Annotated in this window: 20 protein-coding genes and 1 pseudogene; 9 read left to right on the top strand and 12 right to left on the bottom strand. The window is 63.3% G+C overall.

Annotation, left to right across the window (positions count from 1 at the left end):
• Positions 1-40 precede the first annotated feature (40 nt).
• On the bottom strand, positions 41-640 hold the full coding sequence (locus G6N66_RS20800) for a peptidoglycan endopeptidase (RefSeq protein WP_372515723.1): 600 nt from the start codon (positions 638-640) through the stop codon (positions 41-43).
• 135 nt (positions 641-775) lie between these two features.
• Between G6N66_RS20800 and G6N66_RS20805 the strand changes: the two genes are divergently transcribed.
• Positions 776-1,270 (top strand): nitroreductase family deazaflavin-dependent oxidoreductase, encoded by a 495-nt coding sequence (locus G6N66_RS20805; protein ID WP_085234401.1) that lies wholly within the window; start codon positions 776-778, stop codon positions 1,268-1,270.
• Here G6N66_RS20805 and G6N66_RS20810 read toward each other — a convergent pair.
• Together G6N66_RS20810 and G6N66_RS20815 are read right to left on the bottom strand one after the other, a co-directional pair.
• Positions 1,267-1,641: a hypothetical protein gene (locus G6N66_RS20810; RefSeq protein WP_085234383.1), complete on the bottom strand. Its 375-nt coding sequence runs from the start codon at positions 1,639-1,641 to the stop codon at positions 1,267-1,269. The genes G6N66_RS20805 and G6N66_RS20810 overlap by 4 nt on opposite strands.
• A gap of 133 nt (positions 1,642-1,774) precedes the next feature.
• Complete coding sequence (locus G6N66_RS20815) at positions 1,775-2,764, bottom strand: LLM class flavin-dependent oxidoreductase (RefSeq protein ID WP_085234382.1); 990 nt, start codon at positions 2,762-2,764, stop codon at positions 1,775-1,777.
• Positions 2,765-2,921: 157 nt separating this feature from the next.
• On the opposite strand from G6N66_RS20815, the gene G6N66_RS20820 reads away from it, so the two are divergent.
• A complete protein-coding gene (locus G6N66_RS20820) occupies positions 2,922-3,416 on the top strand; it encodes a nitroreductase/quinone reductase family protein (RefSeq protein ID WP_085234381.1) in 495 nt (164 codons plus the stop codon).
• A gap of 47 nt (positions 3,417-3,463) precedes the next feature.
• Here G6N66_RS20820 and G6N66_RS20825 read toward each other — a convergent pair whose 3' ends face one another.
• The 5 genes from G6N66_RS20825 to ychF form a co-directional block, all read right to left on the bottom strand.
• The gene (locus tag G6N66_RS20825; RefSeq protein ID WP_232079374.1) at positions 3,464-3,853 is read right to left on the bottom strand and encodes a DUF2834 domain-containing protein; all 390 of its coding nucleotides are present in this window, start codon (positions 3,851-3,853) and stop codon (positions 3,464-3,466) included.
• Positions 3,854-3,923: 70 nt separating this feature from the next.
• Complete coding sequence (locus G6N66_RS20830; protein ID WP_085234400.1) at positions 3,924-4,340, bottom strand: VOC family protein; 417 nt, start codon at positions 4,338-4,340, stop codon at positions 3,924-3,926.
• A gap of 317 nt (positions 4,341-4,657) precedes the next feature.
• Positions 4,658-4,921: a type II toxin-antitoxin system RelE family toxin gene (locus tag G6N66_RS20835; RefSeq protein WP_085234379.1), complete on the bottom strand. Its 264-nt coding sequence runs from the start codon at positions 4,919-4,921 to the stop codon at positions 4,658-4,660.
• Positions 4,918-5,202: a type II toxin-antitoxin system Phd/YefM family antitoxin gene (locus G6N66_RS20840; protein ID WP_085234378.1), complete on the bottom strand. Its 285-nt coding sequence runs from the start codon at positions 5,200-5,202 to the stop codon at positions 4,918-4,920. Before G6N66_RS20840 ends, G6N66_RS20835 begins: the two co-directional genes overlap by 4 nt.
• A gap of 54 nt (positions 5,203-5,256) precedes the next feature.
• Positions 5,257-6,330 (bottom strand): redox-regulated ATPase YchF, encoded by a 1,074-nt coding sequence (gene ychF, locus G6N66_RS20845; protein WP_085234377.1) that lies wholly within the window; start codon positions 6,328-6,330, stop codon positions 5,257-5,259.
• Between the two features lie 97 nt (positions 6,331-6,427).
• Here ychF and G6N66_RS20850 point away from each other — a divergent pair, with 97 nt between their 5' ends.
• On the top strand, positions 6,428-7,558 hold the full coding sequence (locus G6N66_RS20850; protein WP_179968298.1) for a DUF6542 domain-containing protein: 1,131 nt from the start codon (positions 6,428-6,430) through the stop codon (positions 7,556-7,558).
• Here the strand turns inward: G6N66_RS20850 and G6N66_RS20855 are convergent.
• Positions 7,555-8,562 (bottom strand): 4-hydroxy-3-methylbut-2-enyl diphosphate reductase, encoded by a 1,008-nt coding sequence (locus tag G6N66_RS20855; protein WP_085234375.1) that lies wholly within the window; start codon positions 8,560-8,562, stop codon positions 7,555-7,557. The genes G6N66_RS20850 and G6N66_RS20855 overlap by 4 nt on opposite strands.
• Positions 8,563-8,638: 76 nt before the next feature.
• On the opposite strand from G6N66_RS20855, the pseudogene G6N66_RS20860 reads away from it, so the two are divergent.
• The 4 genes and pseudogenes from G6N66_RS20860 to G6N66_RS20875 all read left to right on the top strand — a co-directional run.
• Positions 8,639-9,784 (top strand): annotated as a pseudogene (locus G6N66_RS20860) (HNH endonuclease signature motif containing protein); the annotation flags it as partial.
• 407 nt (positions 9,785-10,191) lie between these two features.
• Positions 10,192-11,202 (top strand): hypothetical protein, encoded by a 1,011-nt coding sequence (locus G6N66_RS20865; RefSeq protein WP_085234373.1) that lies wholly within the window; start codon positions 10,192-10,194, stop codon positions 11,200-11,202.
• 331 nt (positions 11,203-11,533) lie between these two features.
• The gene (locus G6N66_RS20870; RefSeq protein WP_085234372.1) at positions 11,534-11,782 is read left to right on the top strand and encodes a helix-turn-helix transcriptional regulator; all 249 of its coding nucleotides are present in this window, start codon (positions 11,534-11,536) and stop codon (positions 11,780-11,782) included.
• Positions 11,779-12,423, top strand: coding sequence for a hypothetical protein (locus G6N66_RS20875; RefSeq protein WP_085234371.1), 645 nt, complete (start codon positions 11,779-11,781; stop codon positions 12,421-12,423). Before G6N66_RS20870 ends, G6N66_RS20875 begins: the two co-directional genes overlap by 4 nt.
• A 149-nt stretch (positions 12,424-12,572) precedes the next feature.
• Here the strand turns inward: G6N66_RS20875 and G6N66_RS20880 are convergent, their stop codons facing one another.
• From G6N66_RS20880 to G6N66_RS20890, 3 genes are all read right to left on the bottom strand, one after another.
• The gene (locus G6N66_RS20880; protein ID WP_085234370.1) at positions 12,573-12,833 is read right to left on the bottom strand and encodes a hypothetical protein; all 261 of its coding nucleotides are present in this window, start codon (positions 12,831-12,833) and stop codon (positions 12,573-12,575) included.
• Positions 12,834-13,906: 1,073 nt separating this feature from the next.
• The gene (locus G6N66_RS20885; protein WP_085234369.1) at positions 13,907-14,242 is read right to left on the bottom strand and encodes a hypothetical protein; all 336 of its coding nucleotides are present in this window, start codon (positions 14,240-14,242) and stop codon (positions 13,907-13,909) included.
• Positions 14,239-14,526, bottom strand: coding sequence for a hypothetical protein (locus G6N66_RS20890; RefSeq protein WP_085234368.1), 288 nt, complete (start codon positions 14,524-14,526; stop codon positions 14,239-14,241). Before G6N66_RS20890 ends, G6N66_RS20885 begins: the two co-directional genes overlap by 4 nt.
• 959 nt (positions 14,527-15,485) lie before the next feature.
• Here G6N66_RS20890 and G6N66_RS20895 point away from each other — a divergent pair.
• Together G6N66_RS20895 and G6N66_RS20900 are read left to right on the top strand one after the other, a co-directional pair.
• A complete protein-coding gene (locus G6N66_RS20895; protein WP_085234367.1) occupies positions 15,486-15,794 on the top strand; it encodes a hypothetical protein in 309 nt (102 codons plus the stop codon).
• A 91-nt stretch (positions 15,795-15,885) separates the two neighbouring features.
• A complete protein-coding gene (locus tag G6N66_RS20900) occupies positions 15,886-16,164 on the top strand; it encodes a hypothetical protein (protein WP_085234366.1) in 279 nt (92 codons plus the stop codon).
• Positions 16,165-16,331 lie beyond the last annotated feature (167 nt).

Here is a 16,331-nt window from a genome sequence, read left to right on the forward strand (position 1 = left end):
TTTATTCGGCAAATCAATTCAATTGCCGAATGGAGAATTGTTATGTATTCGCGATTCCGGGGGCACCGATTGGCTCCGGAGCCGGGGGCGGCGGCAGGTCTGGAGCCGGAGGCGGCGGCAGGTCCGGAGCGGGAGCCGGCGCGTCCACCAGGATCGCGGGCGATGGTGGCGGTGGCGGTGCGTCGGGCGGCGGCGGGAGGCCCGGGCCCTCCTCCGGCATCGGCAGGAACATGTGGTGGGTGAATTGCGGCTGATAGGCGCCGCCACCACCGATGCGCACGCCGCCACCTTCACCGCTGGACACCGGCGTTCCGTCGGGCAGGGTGGCCGCCGTGTGGTGGCCATTCCAGCCGACGACCAACGCGTTGGGGGCGGTTCCGTATTGGAAGCCCCGCGCCAGTAGGGCCGCTTCTTCGTTCCCGGTGTTGAAGCGGCTGCCGAAAACCGGCCGCTCGGTAGCCGCATTTGTAACCCATGAAACCAACCCCGAGCAGTCGGTCCCAGCAGGAGAATCTCCACCAGCAATATAGGGCGTGCCGGAAACCTGATTAACAAGCGCCAGCAACGTCGCAATAGTAATCATGGGGAGCGAGGCTAGCAATAACATACTTAGCGAACCAAAATTTGTGACTGGCGTCACGCCTCAATTGAATAATGGCTTGCGGTATATAACCACACAATGTCACATAAAGGCGAATAAACGAGAACAAAAGCGCTTTGTTCATTGTCAATCGCGCTGACCTGCCCCGAGGTGCTGACGAGTACGGTTCAAGTCGTGCCGCTGCGCTATGTCGACCCGCACCAGAAGCGAGGCCGCCTGTATCGGGCCACTGTCCGTTTCGGGCGGTCTCGGGCCGGCCAGTTCATGGCGCGCCACATCGCACGCCACACCGATCCCTATTTGTTCCGGCTTACCGGCGGCCGGGTGAACATGGGCGCGATCATCAACGCGCCGCTCGTCTCGACCGGGGCGAAGACGGGCCAGCGGCGTGAGGTGCAACTCACCTACTTCCACGACGGCCCCGACGTGATCCTGCTGGCGTCGAACTACGGGGGAAGCAAGCACCCGCAGTGGTATTACAACCTGAAGGCGCATCCCGACTGCGAGTTCGGAGGCCAGAGCTTCACGGCCGGCGAGGTCACCGATTCGGACGAATACGCGCGGCTCTTTGTACTGGCCGAGCGGGTCTACGCCGGGTATCGCGATTACCGCGACCAGACGTCACCCGTCGGCCGGCGGATTCCGATGTTCCGACTCAAACCGCGCTAGGCCGGGGTCCAGATTCCGTTGTTCCAGAACCCCCACACCCCGGTGGTCGGGTTCCACATCAGATGAGCCCCCGGCGCCCACGCTGGCGGCGCAGGAGGCGGCGGCGCCCACCCCGGCATAGGCCCCCACGGTCCCGAACCCACCGCACCGTTTTGGCCCGCCAGACCTTGCCAGTCGTGGCAGCGGCCCCAATCCCAGTCGTAGGCGGTGCCCCAGCCCGGGTTCCAGGGATCACCCGGACACCAGTGATTGCCGGGCGCCGGAGCCGCTTGCGCCGAAGTGCCACCGGCCAGTCCGAACGCGGTGAGAATGAGACAGCTGCCCGCAAGTGCGCCGCCGAACCACCGAATCCACTGCTTGATCGTCGCCATCTCCCAAGCATTTCGCTTCGACCGAGATCAAGCAATAACTGAGTCAAAGTCAGCTCACCGTCGATTCGGACGACGTGTAGCGCACACGGCCCGCTGAGCGAAGGGCCACGTGAAACCCCTTCTCGCGCAGGACCTAATTACCGATCCGCGCGAATGCCTCGAGCTCCCGGGCAACGTCGGGACCCGAGGGAGTGTACATAACCTCCTGGTGACCCGCTGCTGCGAGTCGGCCGATCGTCTGTCTCATAACCGAGGGGCCACCGACCTTCAGCGCCAACACATTTGAGATTCGACTGTTGAGGTCCAGGTGCTCAAGCAGTGAAACGTCACGTTCGGAGAGATGAGTGGCGTGGCCCTCAAAAGCGAGCAAATGACGTTCCTCTGCTGGGCCCAGCGCCTCGAGGGAGGCTCTCCAGGCAGCCCCGCCCGGCAACGCGTCGACCGCGGCCGCGCCGCCATAGTGATAAGCCGTGTGCCACACGGCCACTCCCCATGGTCCGACCGCCCGCAGAACGCGAGTTGAGCGCGGATCCTCACCTTCGTCGAGCACCGTGCCGGCAATCATCGTGGCGGACGGCAGCTTCGGGTGAGGCGGTCCGATTACCCCGTCTGCCACTTCATGCGCCCGCTCGTTACCGCGTGGGCCCAGCACACTGAGCCAGAGCGGGGCTTGGACCGGCCGCGGAGCCGACATGCCTGGCCAATGCAGCATGCGCACCGGCTTGCCATCAAGCACAACGGTCTCTCCCGCCAGCACGCGTCGCAGCGAGCCGACGTAGTCGAATAATGCGCTCAGGGGCATCGGGGGCTGACCCAAAGTTGCATGAGCCGTGTTGCCGGTGCCGAAGCATGCGCGGAATCGGTTGCCGGACAGTCGAACGATCGTCGCGATCCCCGATGCCATCGCCATTACCGAGCGTTGCGACGGAATGAGGACTGCGGTGGCCAGCCCGATCCGCGTCGTCCGGCTGGCCGCCAACGCGAGGTGCGCGAACGGGTCCTCCCACAGCGGAGCGGAATCGAAGATCCACACCCTCGCGTAGCCCAGCGATTCGGCCAACACCGCCAGATCGGCGAAGTCGGGCCCCGGGGGCAGCCCACAGGAGAGTTCGATATCGGCCATGTCGTTACATCTAAGCGACGTGTGGCTCCGTTGCCAACGACGTAGACGGGGGCCCGCACAAACTGGACGGGCGCGTGGTTACATGAAGCAACCTGGCGAAGGCAGCGACACGGGCTGGTCCAATCCCCTTCGCCCCGTCTAACGTTCAGGAGTCATCATGGGCGACGCCGATGCCGCAGCAATCCGCAAAGTGCGAAGCGACTGGATCAGCGAGCACCTCGAGACCTATCTGACCTCCGCCGGCACGCGGGGCCACATCATGGACCTGACCGAGATCGGCGGTCGGGCGGTGACCACGCACTGCCTGATCAAGTATGTGGGCCGCAAGTCGGGCAAGGTCTACATCACGCCGCTGATCTATGGCAACGTCGGAGGCGAGATCGTCGTCGTCGCATCCAAGGGCGGCGCCGACACGCACCCGGGTTGGTACTTGAATATCTTGGCCAGCAACACAATCGGAGTGCAGATCGCAACCCAAGCGTTCGAGGCGACGTGGCGGGAGCCCGAAGGCGAAGAGCGCCACCAGGTATGGGCGTACATGGCTCACCTGTATCCGCCGTACCTCACCTATCAGCAGTCGACCAGCCGACAAATCCCGCTGGTGATGTTGACGCTGGGCCGCCCGATCGACGTGTTCACCGCGGAAGGGTGATCCTGGTAGCCGTCGCCAAAGACGTTAAGGCGCAGCGGATTTCTGCTCTAGACCATGTCCACCCATACAATCTGGCCCGCGACCAGGACGGCGACGACACCGATAAGGATCACGTCGGTTGTACGCAGACGTGCTGTGTCGGCGGGGTTCATCCGTAACTCGCGGGCGATGAGAAACAGCGGGAACGTGACACTTATCGCGACCGCGAAGCCGCCGAGGATGTACAACCAAACAAACTTGACACCGTGCTTTCGAGCCTCGACCACCATCAAGATCACGGCGGCGAGCGCCAACATTACGAGATCACCCGCGTACGAGCGACTCGCCGGCGTGACCCTGAGGTCGTTCATGAAGTTGTGCATGAACCCGTCGAACGTATAGTCCAGATTCGCCCCCCACGTCGCAACGAGCGCGACGACGGCGATAAATCCGTACACGGCACACCGAAGCGTGCGCGAAGTGGAGCTATGGGCTGCGGAGTCGGGCTGGCCAGTTGTTGTCATCCACTCACGGTAAGTGACGCAAGCGCTCGGCGAACTTGACGCGCGCCTCCTCCGTGACCGGGGTGAACAAATTCACCAGGTTCCCATCTGGATCTCGAAAGAGCAGAGCACGATTACCCCACGGCATCGTGGTCGGTGCGGTCACCACTTCGCCGATGCTCCCGCGCAGCCGTTCGTACTCGGCGTCGACATCGTCCACGATGAACTCGATGATGGCGCTTCGGTTCGCCGCCGGCTCAGCAGACCCTTGTCCGAACAGCGCCACCGTCTTGTCGCTACCGATGGCGAGCACGCCAACCTCCGTAGGGATCTCCGCGAACAGTTCGTTGCCCCAGACGGCGTCAGTCTCGGTGACCATTTCGTAAAAGGCGACCAAGCGGCTGACATCTGCTGTGATGATGCGGGTCGAAACAAATTTCATGAGGTCTCCGTCCACGGCCTACGTCGCGCTGCCTCCACAGCGCCTTCGGCCACGGAGGGTACGCAGCCCCACCGACAGATGCGGTTGTCCGATCGGGGCCTGCCTTGCAAGCGTGCGTCAGCCGTCCGCTGCCTGAGGCGAAGCGGTAGACGTTCGGCCTGCGAGTTGCGGTCGCCGGCCTAGGACCGGCACACCCGGGTACCGCGGGCTAGGGCTATCGAGCTGACGTCGCATGAGCACGTGCTGATTCCTTCGACGGATTGCGCAGCATGTTACTCCAAAACTGTTGACGCCCAACACTTCAGCATTCGAGCGGGTCACCGGTAAACGTCACGACGGTGCGCGATATGAATGACACGCACCACGACTCGCTCGTCGAAGATCTGGTAGATCACCCGAAATTCGCCCCGGCGCGCCGAGTACCGCCCCTCAAGCCGATCGCGAAGTGGTTTGCCAACTTGCTGAGGGTTTTCCGCGAGGGGACCCCGAATGAACTCCCAACACGCGACGGCTGCCGCCTCGGGTAGGCGATCGGTTAGCGCCTGCTTCGCCGCTCGCGTCAACTCGATTCGGTAGGTCACCGCGGAAGTCGACCGTTAGCACGCATCTCCTCGGTTACCTCGTCGAGCGTGTACAGCTGGCCGTCCTCGGCCTCGGCCTCCGCTGCGCGGATTTCACGGAGGAGTTCTGGGTCGCTTAGGATGGCCAGGGTTTCCATGATCGAGTCATAGTCGTCGGCACTGAGAATTACCGCCGCCCGGCGGCCCTGCCGAGTGACCTCGATGCGCTCGTGCGTGCGGACCGCCTCGTCAACCAGCTTGGACAGGTTAGCCCGGACCTCGGCCAGCGGCAGCGTCGTCATGTACAGAATTCTAGCGTGATAGACGCCGACGAGCCGTGTGTCGCAGTATGGCTGTTACACGTTGAACCGAAACTCAACCACGTCGCCGTCGGCCATGACGTAGTCCTTGCCCTCCATCCGGACCTTGCCGGCCGCCTTGGCCGCCGCCATCGACCCGGCGGCGATCAGGTCGTCGTAGGACACGATCTCGGCCTTGATGAAGCCCTTTTCGAAGTCGGAGTGGATCACCCCGGCGGCCTTGGGTGCGGTGTCGCCCTGGTGAATCACCCACGCGCGCGCCTCTTTTGGGCCCGCCGTCAGGTAGGTCTGCAGCTTGAGGGTGTGAAAGCCGGCCCGCGCCAACGCGTCGAGGCCCCGCTCGGTCTGCCCGATCGACTCGAGCAGCTCGGCGGCCGACTCGTCGTCGAGCTCGGCCAGCTCGGATTCGATTGCAGCGTCCAGGAATACCGCGTCCGCGGGTGCGATGAGCTCGCGCAGCGCGGCCACCTTCGCCGCATCGGTCAGCACGCCCTCGTCGGCGTTGAACACATACAGAAATGGCTTGGTGGTCAACAGGTTCAGTTCACGCAGCAGCGAGGTGTCCACCCCTGCGGAGAACAACGTCTTGCCGCTGTCCAGCACCTGCTGGGCGGCCAGCGCCGCGTCGTAGAGCGGCTTACGCTCCTTGTTGGTTCGGGCTTCCTTCTCCAGCCTGGGCAGCGCGCGCTCCAGGGTTTGCATGTCGGCCAGGATCAGCTCGGTCTCGACGATCTCGATGTCGGACTTGGGATCAACCTCGCCGCTCACGTGCGTCACGTCGTCATCGGAGAACACCCGCACCACCTGACAGATGGCGTCGCATTCGCGGATGTGGGCCAGAAACTTGTTCCCCAGCCCGGCGCCCTCGGACGCGCCCTTGACCAGGCCGGCGATGTCGACGAAGGTCACCGGCGCCGCGACGATGCGTTCCGAGTGGAACATCTCGGCCAGCTTGGCCAGGCGCGGGTCAGGCAGCGAAACGACGCCCTCGTTGGGCTCGATCGTCGCGAACGGATAGTTGGCCGCCACGACGTTGTTCCGGGTCAGCGCGTTGAACAGCGTCGACTTGCCGACATTGGGCAGACCTACGATTCCCAGGCTCAGGCTCACAGGGAGCCAAGTCTAGGGCGACCCCGCGCATGGCACGCCAAGGCATCTCTACAAGGTATTTACGGGGCTTTGGGCCCATTACCGGTACGGTTCTAATGTGCCAGAACAGCGGGCGGGATCGGTGGTGGAGGCGTCCCATCGGTCTGTCCACCCGAACATCCCAGGTCTGCCATGGTGGGCGGCCCTGCTGATCGCCACCATCGCGACGGCGATCGGCTATGCGATCGACGCCGGATCTGGCCACAAGGACCTCACCGACGTTTTCTCTTTCCTCTACATAGCTGGCTGTGTGGTGGCCGTCCTGGTGGTCCGGCAGTCGGGGGTGTTCACCGCCGTCATCCAGCCGCCGCTGATCCTTTTCTGCGCGGTGCCCGGCGCCTACTGGCTGTTCCACGGCGGCAAGGTCGGCAACCTCAAAGACCTTTTGATTAATTGCGGCTATCCGCTGATCGAGCGTTTCCCGCTGATGCTGGGAACGTCCGGCGGGGTGCTGTTGATCGGTTTAATCCGCTGGTATTTCGGGTTGACCCACCGCCCGACGACGAACGCCGCCGATGCTTCCGACGCCGCGGAAACGTCCGAGACAAAGTCGGTAGTCAGCGGCATGGCCGCGAAGCTGGCGTCGCTGCTGAGCCGCGACGCCAACGACGAGGACGAGGGCTCGTCCGCTGACGCCGAGCGGGTCAAGGCCGTCGAGCGTCGCAGCCGGTCGGCCCGCGGCACTAGGTCCGCCGCGCAGGCATCCGATCGGCGATCCGCCCGAACCCGCTCCCGCCATTCCCGGGCCCCGCTGGAGCAGGACTACGAGGCGCCGGCCGAACGGCGGCGGAACTCTAGCCGCCGTGGCTCCGGTTCGACCCGCGATTTCGACCCGAACGAGCGTCGGCCGCGACGCCGCCCCAGGCCGGCCGGCGACTACGAGCCGAATGCCCAGCCGCCGCGGGAAACGCGCCGCGATCCCTACGGGCGCCGCAGCGGCTATGAGCGGCCGGCCCCTCGCGGCGATCGCTACGGCGACTTCAGCCCCTACGAGGCGTACGAGCCCTATGAGCCGCCGCGCCGGCGGACCCCGAACGGCACCGCCCCGACGCACCACCCGATTTCGCAGGTCCGCTACCGCGGGTCAGCGCCGCGCGACCCGTACGACGAGGAACCCCGCCCCGAGCGGCGCGGGCGATCACGCACCCCAGGCCGGCCCCCGGCACAGTCCTGGGAGTATGACGGCTAGTTCTTCTTCGGAACTTTCCGAATTTCGCGGGGCAGCGCGAACACCAGCGTCTCCTGGGCCGTCGTCACCGGTTGCACCACGCCGTAGCCGCAATCGGCCAGCCGTTCCAGGACGCCCTGCACCAGGATCTCGGGGACCGACGCACCCGAGGTGACGCCCACCGTGGTGACGCCCTCCAGCCACGCCGGATCGATGTCGTCGGCCCAGTCGACCAGGTGAGCGGCGCCGGCGCCGCCGCCCAGCGCCACCTCGACCAGCCGCACCGAGTTCGACGAGTTGCGCGAACCGACGACGATGACCAGCTCGCACTCGGGTGCCATCGCCTTGACCGCGACCTGCCGGTTCTGCGTCGCGTAGCAAATGTCGTCGCTGGGCGGATCCTGCAGCTTGGGGAACCGCTCACGCAGCCGCTCGACGATCTCCATCGTCTCGTCGACCGAGAGCGTGGTCTGCGACAGCCAGATGACCTTGTTCTCGTCGCGGACGGTCACGTGGTCCACGGCGGCGACCCCGTCGACCAGCTGGACGTGCTCGGGCGCCTCTCCGGCGGTCCCGATGACCTCCTCATGACCCTCGTGTCCGATCAGCAGGATGTCGTAGTCGTTGCGGGCGAATCGCCGGGCTTCGTTGTGCACCTTGGTGACCAGCGGGCAGGTGGCGTCGATGGTGTGCAGGTTCCGTTCGGCGGCCGCGGCATGCACCGTCGGAGCGACGCCGTGGGCGGAGAACACCACGATGGCGCCCTCGGGAACCTCGTCGGTCTCCTGGACGAACACGGCGCCGGCCTTTTGCAGGGTGTCGACCACGTGCCGGTTGTGCACAATCTCGTGGCGCACATAGACCGGGGCGCCGTGCTTTGCCAGCGCACGCTCGACCGTCTCGACGGCGCGATCCACACCGGCGCAATACCCGCGAGGCTCGGCAAGGAGGACCCGCTTCTCGGTGGGGCCAGCTGTGACCGACCTGGATGCGCCAGGAATTCCCATGTCAACAGTCGGCGGCATGGTTCCAGGGTAGCGACTGCGGGCGCCTGGGCGCTGTCCGCATCACTTGTCGTCGGCCGGTGGTACATTCGAATGTATGTTCGATAGATCGGTGCTCGACGAGTGGGCCAAAGAGCTCGGCGACCGCTTTCGCCAGCGCACCCCGACCCGCGAGTCCACCGACTGGCTCGACCAGGTCTCTGCTGCGGTGCGCATCGAAAACCAGGCCGTGGCCGCGCAATTGAGCGCGATCGGGGGACTGTTCCGCTACCGGCTCTCCCAGTCCTCGACCGAGACCGAAGACTGGGCCATCGACACCATGGACGCCGTGGCCGCCGAAGTCGCCGCCGGCCTGCGGATCTCGCAGCGCCACGCGCTCGAACGCGTCGGCTATGCGCGCGCCATGCACGAACGACTCCCCCAGGTCGCGGCGGTGTTCGCCGCCGGCGACATCGGCTATGCCGCGTTCACCACCATCGCCTCACGCACCGATCTGATCGTCGATGCCGACGTGATGGTCACAGTCGACGAACGGGTGGCCACCAATGTGGCGCGCTGGCCCTCCCTGACGCGGGGGCGCCTGGCGGCCAAAGTCGATGCCATCGTGGCCCGCGTCGACGCCGACGCGGTCCGCCGCCGCAAAGAACGCCAGACCGAACGCGAAATCTGGATCTCCCCGGCCCTCGACGGCATCTGCCAAATCGGGGGCAGCCTGTTATCCCCCGACGCCCACGCGCTGGACGCGCGCCTGAACGCGCTGGCCGCCACCGTGTGCGAACACGACCCACGCCCTGTGGCCGCGCGCCGCGCCGACGCCCTGGGCGCCCTGGCCGCCGGTGCGGACCGGCTCGGGTGCCGCTGCGCGCGCCCGGACTGCACCGCCGGGACACGGCGGCCCGCCTCGCCGGTGACCATCCACGTCATCGCCTCCCAAGACAGCCTCACCGGCACCAGCGACGCCCCGGCCGCCGAGATCAGCGCCGACGGACTGATCACCCCCGAACTCCTCGCCGAACTCGCGGCCTCGGCCAAACTGGTACCGCTGATCCACCCCGGCTACGCGCCCCCCGAACCCGGCTACCGGCCCTCGAAAGCCCTGGCCGATTTCGTACGCGCCCGCGACCTGACCTGTCGCTGGCCCGGCTGCGACGTCCCGGCCACCTACTGCGAACTCGACCACACCGTCCCGTTCGCCTGCGGCGGCAAAACCCACGCCCACAACATCAAGTGCTACTGCCCAACACAGCAAAGACTCGCGGAAAACACTTCAGCGCCACCGCATTACGTGTTCTGATACGTTCTGACGCTTGGTGACACCATACCCAAACGGTGAGACGATCCAGCCATGATCACAACACGAGCGCTCGTCGTCGCTGCGGCTGCTGCGCTGCTGTTCGCTGCACGCGCTCGCTGACAACTCGACACCAGCACCCAGCCCCGGCTACCAAATCCCCTCGCCTGACGGCTCGCGATTCCCCGGCGCGCAAACGTACTCACCGCACTGCCTCAGCTACATGGTCAGCTGCGGCTTCCGCTTCGACCCCGACACGCAGACGTGGGACGCACCGGGCGACGACGACGACTGAGAGCAGAGCGGTACGCTAGCTGGCTGGTGCGCGCTGCACCGAGCCGGCACAAAAATGGGGCAACGTGACGCTGAACATCACCACGGCGGCGCGGTGGCTCATGGCCCAGAGTTCAGATTTTCGTCTCACATTCACCGACGCCGACGGAAAAAGAGACGTCGACAGCGACACGGCTCAAAAACAATTCGTTCTGACCTACCCCAAGTGGTCAGGACTGCTCTGTTACACCGGCATCGCCAGGCACTACGAACATGACACGGCGACCTGGCTCGAAAACTTGTTGGTGCATTCGCCCGATGAGCGGAGGAACCCAGAAGACATTGTTCGTTTGTTGAAGCGCGAGGGCAACTGGCTGCGTGCGATCGCTCCAGAAGACAGACGCACCACCTTCACGATGATCGCCTACGACAAGAACAGCATTCCCCGCATATGGGTCATCAGCAACTTTGAGCGCCCGGACCAACCGCAGAAAGAGAAAGGGGAGGACAACCTGTTCTGCACCCGCATCAGAGCGGGGCATCCTCGTAACGTCATCACTGGGTGGCCAAAGGCGGTCTTGCCGGAACAACGGCAGGCGCTGCTCGACCTAATCTCCCGAAATCCCGACCGAGATGACCTGAGCGATGCGGTCGCCATCACTAACCGCGACGCTGCCCCAAGGGCAAAGAGATCCGCGAACGACGCGGAAGAAGTAAGCAAAGAGTGCGTCGTTGCCACGCTTTCCCCGGACGGGTCCGGACAGATCGTGGTGTACGGCGACCTTCCCAAAGAGTTCCTACCGTGCATAATCCAGTGTGGCAAAAACGTTCCCGCCCTTGGTCAGATGAAAGAGAACGCCAAGGGCAAGATGCTTGATTCGGTTTCCTGGCCGGCGAAGAAATACCTCAGCATCGGCGTGATGGGGGCCGTATGCATGAGGGTCAGATACCCCGTGGGCTTTAAGTGGCCCGACGATCCGAACGCGCCTCCCCGATTCCAAGCCCCCGTCGAGTTCACCATGGAACCCAACGATCAAGCCCCGCCCGGCAGTAAACCCACAAAGGTTGAATGGTTCCATCGAGAGGGCCTCCCCTGACAGCGCGCACAGCAGCGACGAACTGGGAGCCGTTGTGGTGGTGGTTCTGGGCGCGACACGCCGAACGTGGAACTCTCGCTCAACACTCCGATCAGACTTCGCCAGACTGTTTGACGACCGAGGAGCTCTTGTGAAGAATGAACTCGACAACTGAAGACACCAGTCGATCCTCAGCAGTTCTTGCGCTGCGCGCCTAGCTGAGTAGCTCCGCCGAGGCGGGGTTTATGCCCGACGAAGCTCCCCATGGTTCTCATGGGAGTGACGGGAGATCCGAGTTAGCGACAAACCTTGTCGCGCGCTCGGTCTTCCTGACCTCCAAAGGAACCGAAAAGTGGAGTACATCACCCGTAAGCAGTACGGCAAGCTGATGCAAGTCAGCATGTCGACTGTCGACCGCGGAATCCTCGACGGAACAATCCCGCATGTTCGCGTTGGCAAGCGGCTCATACGCATCCCGGTGTCTGCTGTCGAAACCCCCGACGCCGACTCGTACGTGTCGCTGCTGCTGTCACTCGCGCCGAAGCTCAGCGACGAGCAACGCGTCGCACTCGCGGAGCTGCTGAAGCCGGTGCGCCGGTGACCGCGTCGGAGCCGTCGCTGTTCGACGACGACGAGTGGCGAGTCGCTTTGAAAGAACTGTCTGAGCGGATCGCCGGAAACGAAGCGGACAGCATCCAAGCGCGCTGGGAGTTCGGTCGCGTGCTGCGGCAGCGCCGCGACGGTAAAAAACAGCTACCGCCAGGTGTCATGGCCGAGGTCGTGAAGACCCACGGGATCAGTCAGCGCGAGGCCAACTACCGGATGAAGTTCGCCGACAAGTTCACCACCGAAGACGAAGTTCGCAACGCGTTGCAAACTTACGGATCGTCGTGGCGCAGCATCGTCAGTAAGGCGTTGCCTGCTGAGCCGCCGAAGCCGAAGTCCCCGCTTGCGGCGAAGATCAGCCGTCGCCTGTACCGAATGGCGAAAGACGCCCAAGCGCTTGAAGATTTGTTCAGGGACAGGGACTTTGGGCGGTGTGTCGACGAGTTGCGCGAAGAATGGTGCGACGACGTGCGCGACGAACAGAACCACGCCAGGCCCGGGATTCGTTTCGTGCACCAGCGCGTCACCGGATCAATGAACAAAGCGCTGGACGAGCTGACCGTTGACCAAGGTCAGCTGTTCGTGTTCGACAAGGACCAGAGCGTGCTGTTCGACGACGACGGCGGGGCCGAATGAATCCGTGGGCAAGGCACTACCAGCGGGCGTGGGAAGAGCGCGCCAACGACAGGAAACTGCCCCTATGGTTACGCGTCGCGTGCCTCGCCTATGCGAGACATGAAGCGAACGGGCACGCGACTTTTCGCCGCGGACAGCTCTCATGGATATTAGGAACCCCGCCCACGGACAGCAAACCGTTTGAGCGGGTACCACGACAGCGCGTCGCTGAGGCCATCAACCGGGCGATCCGGTTCGAATGGCTCGACAACGAATCCTGCGCGGAATGCCTTGTCGTGCCGGGTCACGCCATCCAGGGCGGAATGGGCGACCCTAATCGTCCTTGTCCTGTTCATGAACGCAAACGCGAACGCCGCCGCGAGCAGCAGCACAAAGCGAAGCTTCATGTTGTCGCAGACGGGGACAGTCATGACGCAATGTAACGGTGCGACCGTGCTCAAACCCCCGAATGTAACGGTCCGACCGTTACGAGGTAACGGTCACACCGTTACATTGGTTTCCAGAACCGCTGCTCAAAGGGTGTTTCTCATCCGCCGCTCTTATATATCTTCTCTACGTCCTTGGTCCTTGTTCGGTGCTTGGGTTGCTTTTTGGTTCTGGCTTTTTGGGATACCACCAACGGAGCTGAACGACGCTCTTCGCGTCGTTCTCTTCGCACGCGCTGCGCGCGCGCTCACCGGCTCACTCAAAGAAACAACCCCACCAAGGCCACGTCTGTTCTTCTCTAGGCTTCCCGTCACGGTGGCCGGGTACGTCACCAACGCACCGGGGGACGGCACTACAGGGAAACGGCAACCGCCGCTCAGCGTCTCGCCACCAACCCGGCACGAGCATGGGTAGCGATTCCGCTTTGGTTGCGCTCGCGCTGAAGGCGTGTTCCTGCCGACGCGACTACTTATGCCCGTTCTGCCGGCGCTGGCTTGAACCGTTGAGGAGCACGAGATGAGCCGTCCGTACTGCCGGGGATGTAGCCGCCAGTTGAAACACCCTGCGGCGCAGGGCAAACTCTGCCCCGACTGTCTGAAGAAACGCGCTCGGCGTGTCGACGAGATTCTGAAGAAGCTGGATAACCCGTCTGCTGACGTAGACGCTGAAAAAACTCACAGAGTGCGTGTACGTGCACGCAGAGCGTAAAGTCCCGGAGAGACCCGCTGAGAGGGTGGTAACGCATGGTTGAGACCCACGTCGGGCGGGTTGCTGAGGTGTTGGTGTGCAGCAGCCCGCCCGAGGGTTCGTGTTCGTCGAATCAAACCATAGGCAACCTCCTTTCGTTCACCAACAAGGGATTAGGTGGTCGGACGCCACGTACCTGTGTCGGGGTCGAACCAGAACCCGCAAGCGATCATCGCGTGAGAGCAGACAGCAGGAAGCCGGATCACCTGCGGGGCATCACCGTTCGGCCCCGGCGGTGCATACCCAGGCGACGGATCGTCAACACCGAAGACGACGAACAGCGCCGCGCACGCGACACCCACTAGGCGACTCATGCGTGCACCAGCCGTGCGAGTGTCGCGTGTCGCAGGTGCGCAATGTGCCGTCCGAGGTGCGCGACACGCGCGACGCGAACAACCGGCAGCGCAGCGTACGGCAACGCCGCCAACGCAACAATCACCGTGTCGACGACGAGCCACGTATCCCAGCGACGACGACGAATCGCCAGCACCGCACGCACGCCGATCTCAATCCCGAAGACCCCCAACAGCATCGCGTCAACACGCTCAGCCAGTTCGGCGTGTGAAACCTCGCACCAGACGGCGACAGGAACGTTGACGACGATCATCACAGTGACAAGCCGGGAAGCGATCGCCGCGGCGTTCACGCGACATCAGCCGACGACGCGGCAGGATTCTCGACAGCAGCCGCGCGCTTCGGCTCGATGGTGATGCCCTCGGTGCGCTCACGCGCAACGCGGAAGCTGTCGACGCGCGTCAACTTCTCGTCATCGTCCACCGCTTTCTTCGCGGCGGCACGCGTCGGGAAAATCTCGTCGCTGTACACCTTCGAGCATTTCTTACGGGCGTCCCAAACTTTGATCTGGAACTGCGTGTAGTTGCTACCGGCGATGCTGTTCACCACTGCGAACAGGGTCTTACGTGCAGTCATTTCTGTTTCTCCTTAGCGGTTGTACGGGTACGGGTTAAAAACGTCGAGGTCGTCTTCGAACTCGTCGTCGAAGTCGTGTTCGTTCATCGCGTGACCGCCTTCACGGCAGCGCCGATCGAGATCGCAATGAACAGCGTCGCGACAAGCGCGGCGATGATGGCGTACAACATGATGGTTTCTCCCTTCGGGTGTGAAATGGCTGATCAGCCACTAATTCAAGTCTACTTAGCTATAACCCGTTGTGCTACAAGGAATCTCATATTCCTCGCGCGAGATATCCTGCACCGCATCATCATTCAGTGCGCATAAACTCGACGCTGTGACCGTGAGACTGTGCGCGACGTGCCTCGACCATGTGGCGGCGGCAGGCAGAGTGAAATGCCGGCAATGCGACGTCGGTCGAAACGCGACAGCTGAACGCGCGAAACCACCACCCGACGCAATCGAAGTCATTCGCGCTAGCTGGGAAACAGGAAACCCGCCGTGCGTGTGATCTTCGTTTGCTGCAGAACCCGCGCATCAACCGTTCAGCACCGCCAGCAAACAAGCGTGCGTAACCCTCTGAGCTGCGGCGATGCTGCGTCTGGCATGGCAGAGAACGTAGATGCTGCATTGATAACCCTGTGAGCTGCACTGATGGGGGGGTAGCCGGTTTCCGGCAAACTCCCGGCGGGCCGACTGCTAGGCACCCTATATTCGTACACGGAGGGTCCTGGTGTGTCAGTGTTTAACACTGCTACCGCAATCCTGCCGAAGCACCCCGTGAAAGCGCTGTTTCTGCACTTCACAGGGTTTTCTAGGTGTGAAGCACAAAAGCGCCGTGTGCTTAGCGGTGGTTTTGTTGCGGCCTTGCGGTGGTTTTGACACCGTCTTGTCGGTGCTTGATGGTGGCTTTTACCGTCAGCAAACACGCTTGTTGACCGCTGATGTTGTCGTGTGTATTTGCTAGTTTCGTTGTTGTGAAGTTCGATGTCGAGGGTCGCGCGTTCATCGCCGCATGGGATCGGTTAAAGCTGGCTCAGCGCAAGAACTTTCACGATTTACCTGACGAGTGCGAGGCGCGGCCGCTGGTCGCGCAGGCTAATTTTCTTGCGGTGCAACGGACGAATCCGCTGCATGATGTCGCCGCTACGTTACCGAGGTTGTTGCTGATCGACTTCGGTGAAGCATATTTGGCGTGGGTGCGTGATCCGCACAGTGAGAAGTCGTGGGACCGGATGTTCAACATCCGGTATTTGCTGGCTGACGAGTTCGGAGAGCCAGAATGAGCGACGACGAGTACGCCTGGCTTGATGATGGTGACGCCATCGGCGGCGACATCACGATCGACGAGTTGCTGCACGGCTGGATGTGGTCGATGTGAGTGTGTTGCGCGAGCGTGCGTCGTGTTCGTCGCTGACAGAGGCTGTCGACTGCATGCTTGCGCTTCGTCGCACGCAACGTTTCAAAGCGTTGCACCCGTTTTCAGGCCCCGATGCTTTAGCGGCACGGTTGTTGACGTACGCGCAGCTGGTGCAAAAGTGCACGACTTACACCGCCGCGGAGAAGCGGCTCGCTGAGGCCGTGACAGAGCTGATGTGCGACCCGTTGAACGAAGAACTGCTCGACAAGGTGCGCGACGCGCGTGACGCAGTCTAGAACTTGTCGTATGCATGTTCTACAATATGGTTTGCTGACGACCGCCGCTTTCTTGGCCGCCGCTTAGTTTCAGCCGCCGCTTAAGAGCCGCCGCCGCAAATTGAGCCGCCGCCGCTGTGAAGCCGCCGCCGAGCAATCCCTTGTGTTTTCGTGCGCCCGAAAGTTGG

It is taken from the genome of Mycobacterium conspicuum (genome assembly GCF_010730195.1).
GTDB classification, from domain to species: domain Bacteria; phylum Actinomycetota; class Actinomycetes; order Mycobacteriales; family Mycobacteriaceae; genus Mycobacterium; species Mycobacterium conspicuum.

Coding starts and splice junctions, on each gene's coding strand:
- G6N66_RS20810 (WP_085234383.1), bottom strand. CDS start 1,641: ATGGCGACGATCAAGCAGTGGATTCGGTGGTTCGGCGGCGCACTTGCG.
- G6N66_RS20830 (WP_085234400.1), bottom strand. CDS start 4,340: ATGAAATTTGTTTCGACCCGCATCATCACAGCAGATGTCAGCCGCTTG.
- G6N66_RS20815 (WP_085234382.1), bottom strand. CDS start 2,764: ATGGCCGATATCGAACTCTCCTGTGGGCTGCCCCCGGGGCCCGACTTC.
- G6N66_RS20820 (WP_085234381.1), top strand. CDS start 2,922: ATGGGCGACGCCGATGCCGCAGCAATCCGCAAAGTGCGAAGCGACTGG.
- G6N66_RS20855 (WP_085234375.1), bottom strand. CDS start 8,562: ATGCCGCCGACTGTTGACATGGGAATTCCTGGCGCATCCAGGTCGGTC.
- G6N66_RS20890 (WP_085234368.1), bottom strand. CDS start 14,526: ATGACTGCACGTAAGACCCTGTTCGCAGTGGTGAACAGCATCGCCGGT.
- G6N66_RS20840 (WP_085234378.1), bottom strand. CDS start 5,202: ATGACGACGCTGCCGCTGGCCGAGGTCCGGGCTAACCTGTCCAAGCTG.
- G6N66_RS20880 (WP_085234370.1), bottom strand. CDS start 12,833: ATGACTGTCCCCGTCTGCGACAACATGAAGCTTCGCTTTGTGCTGCTG.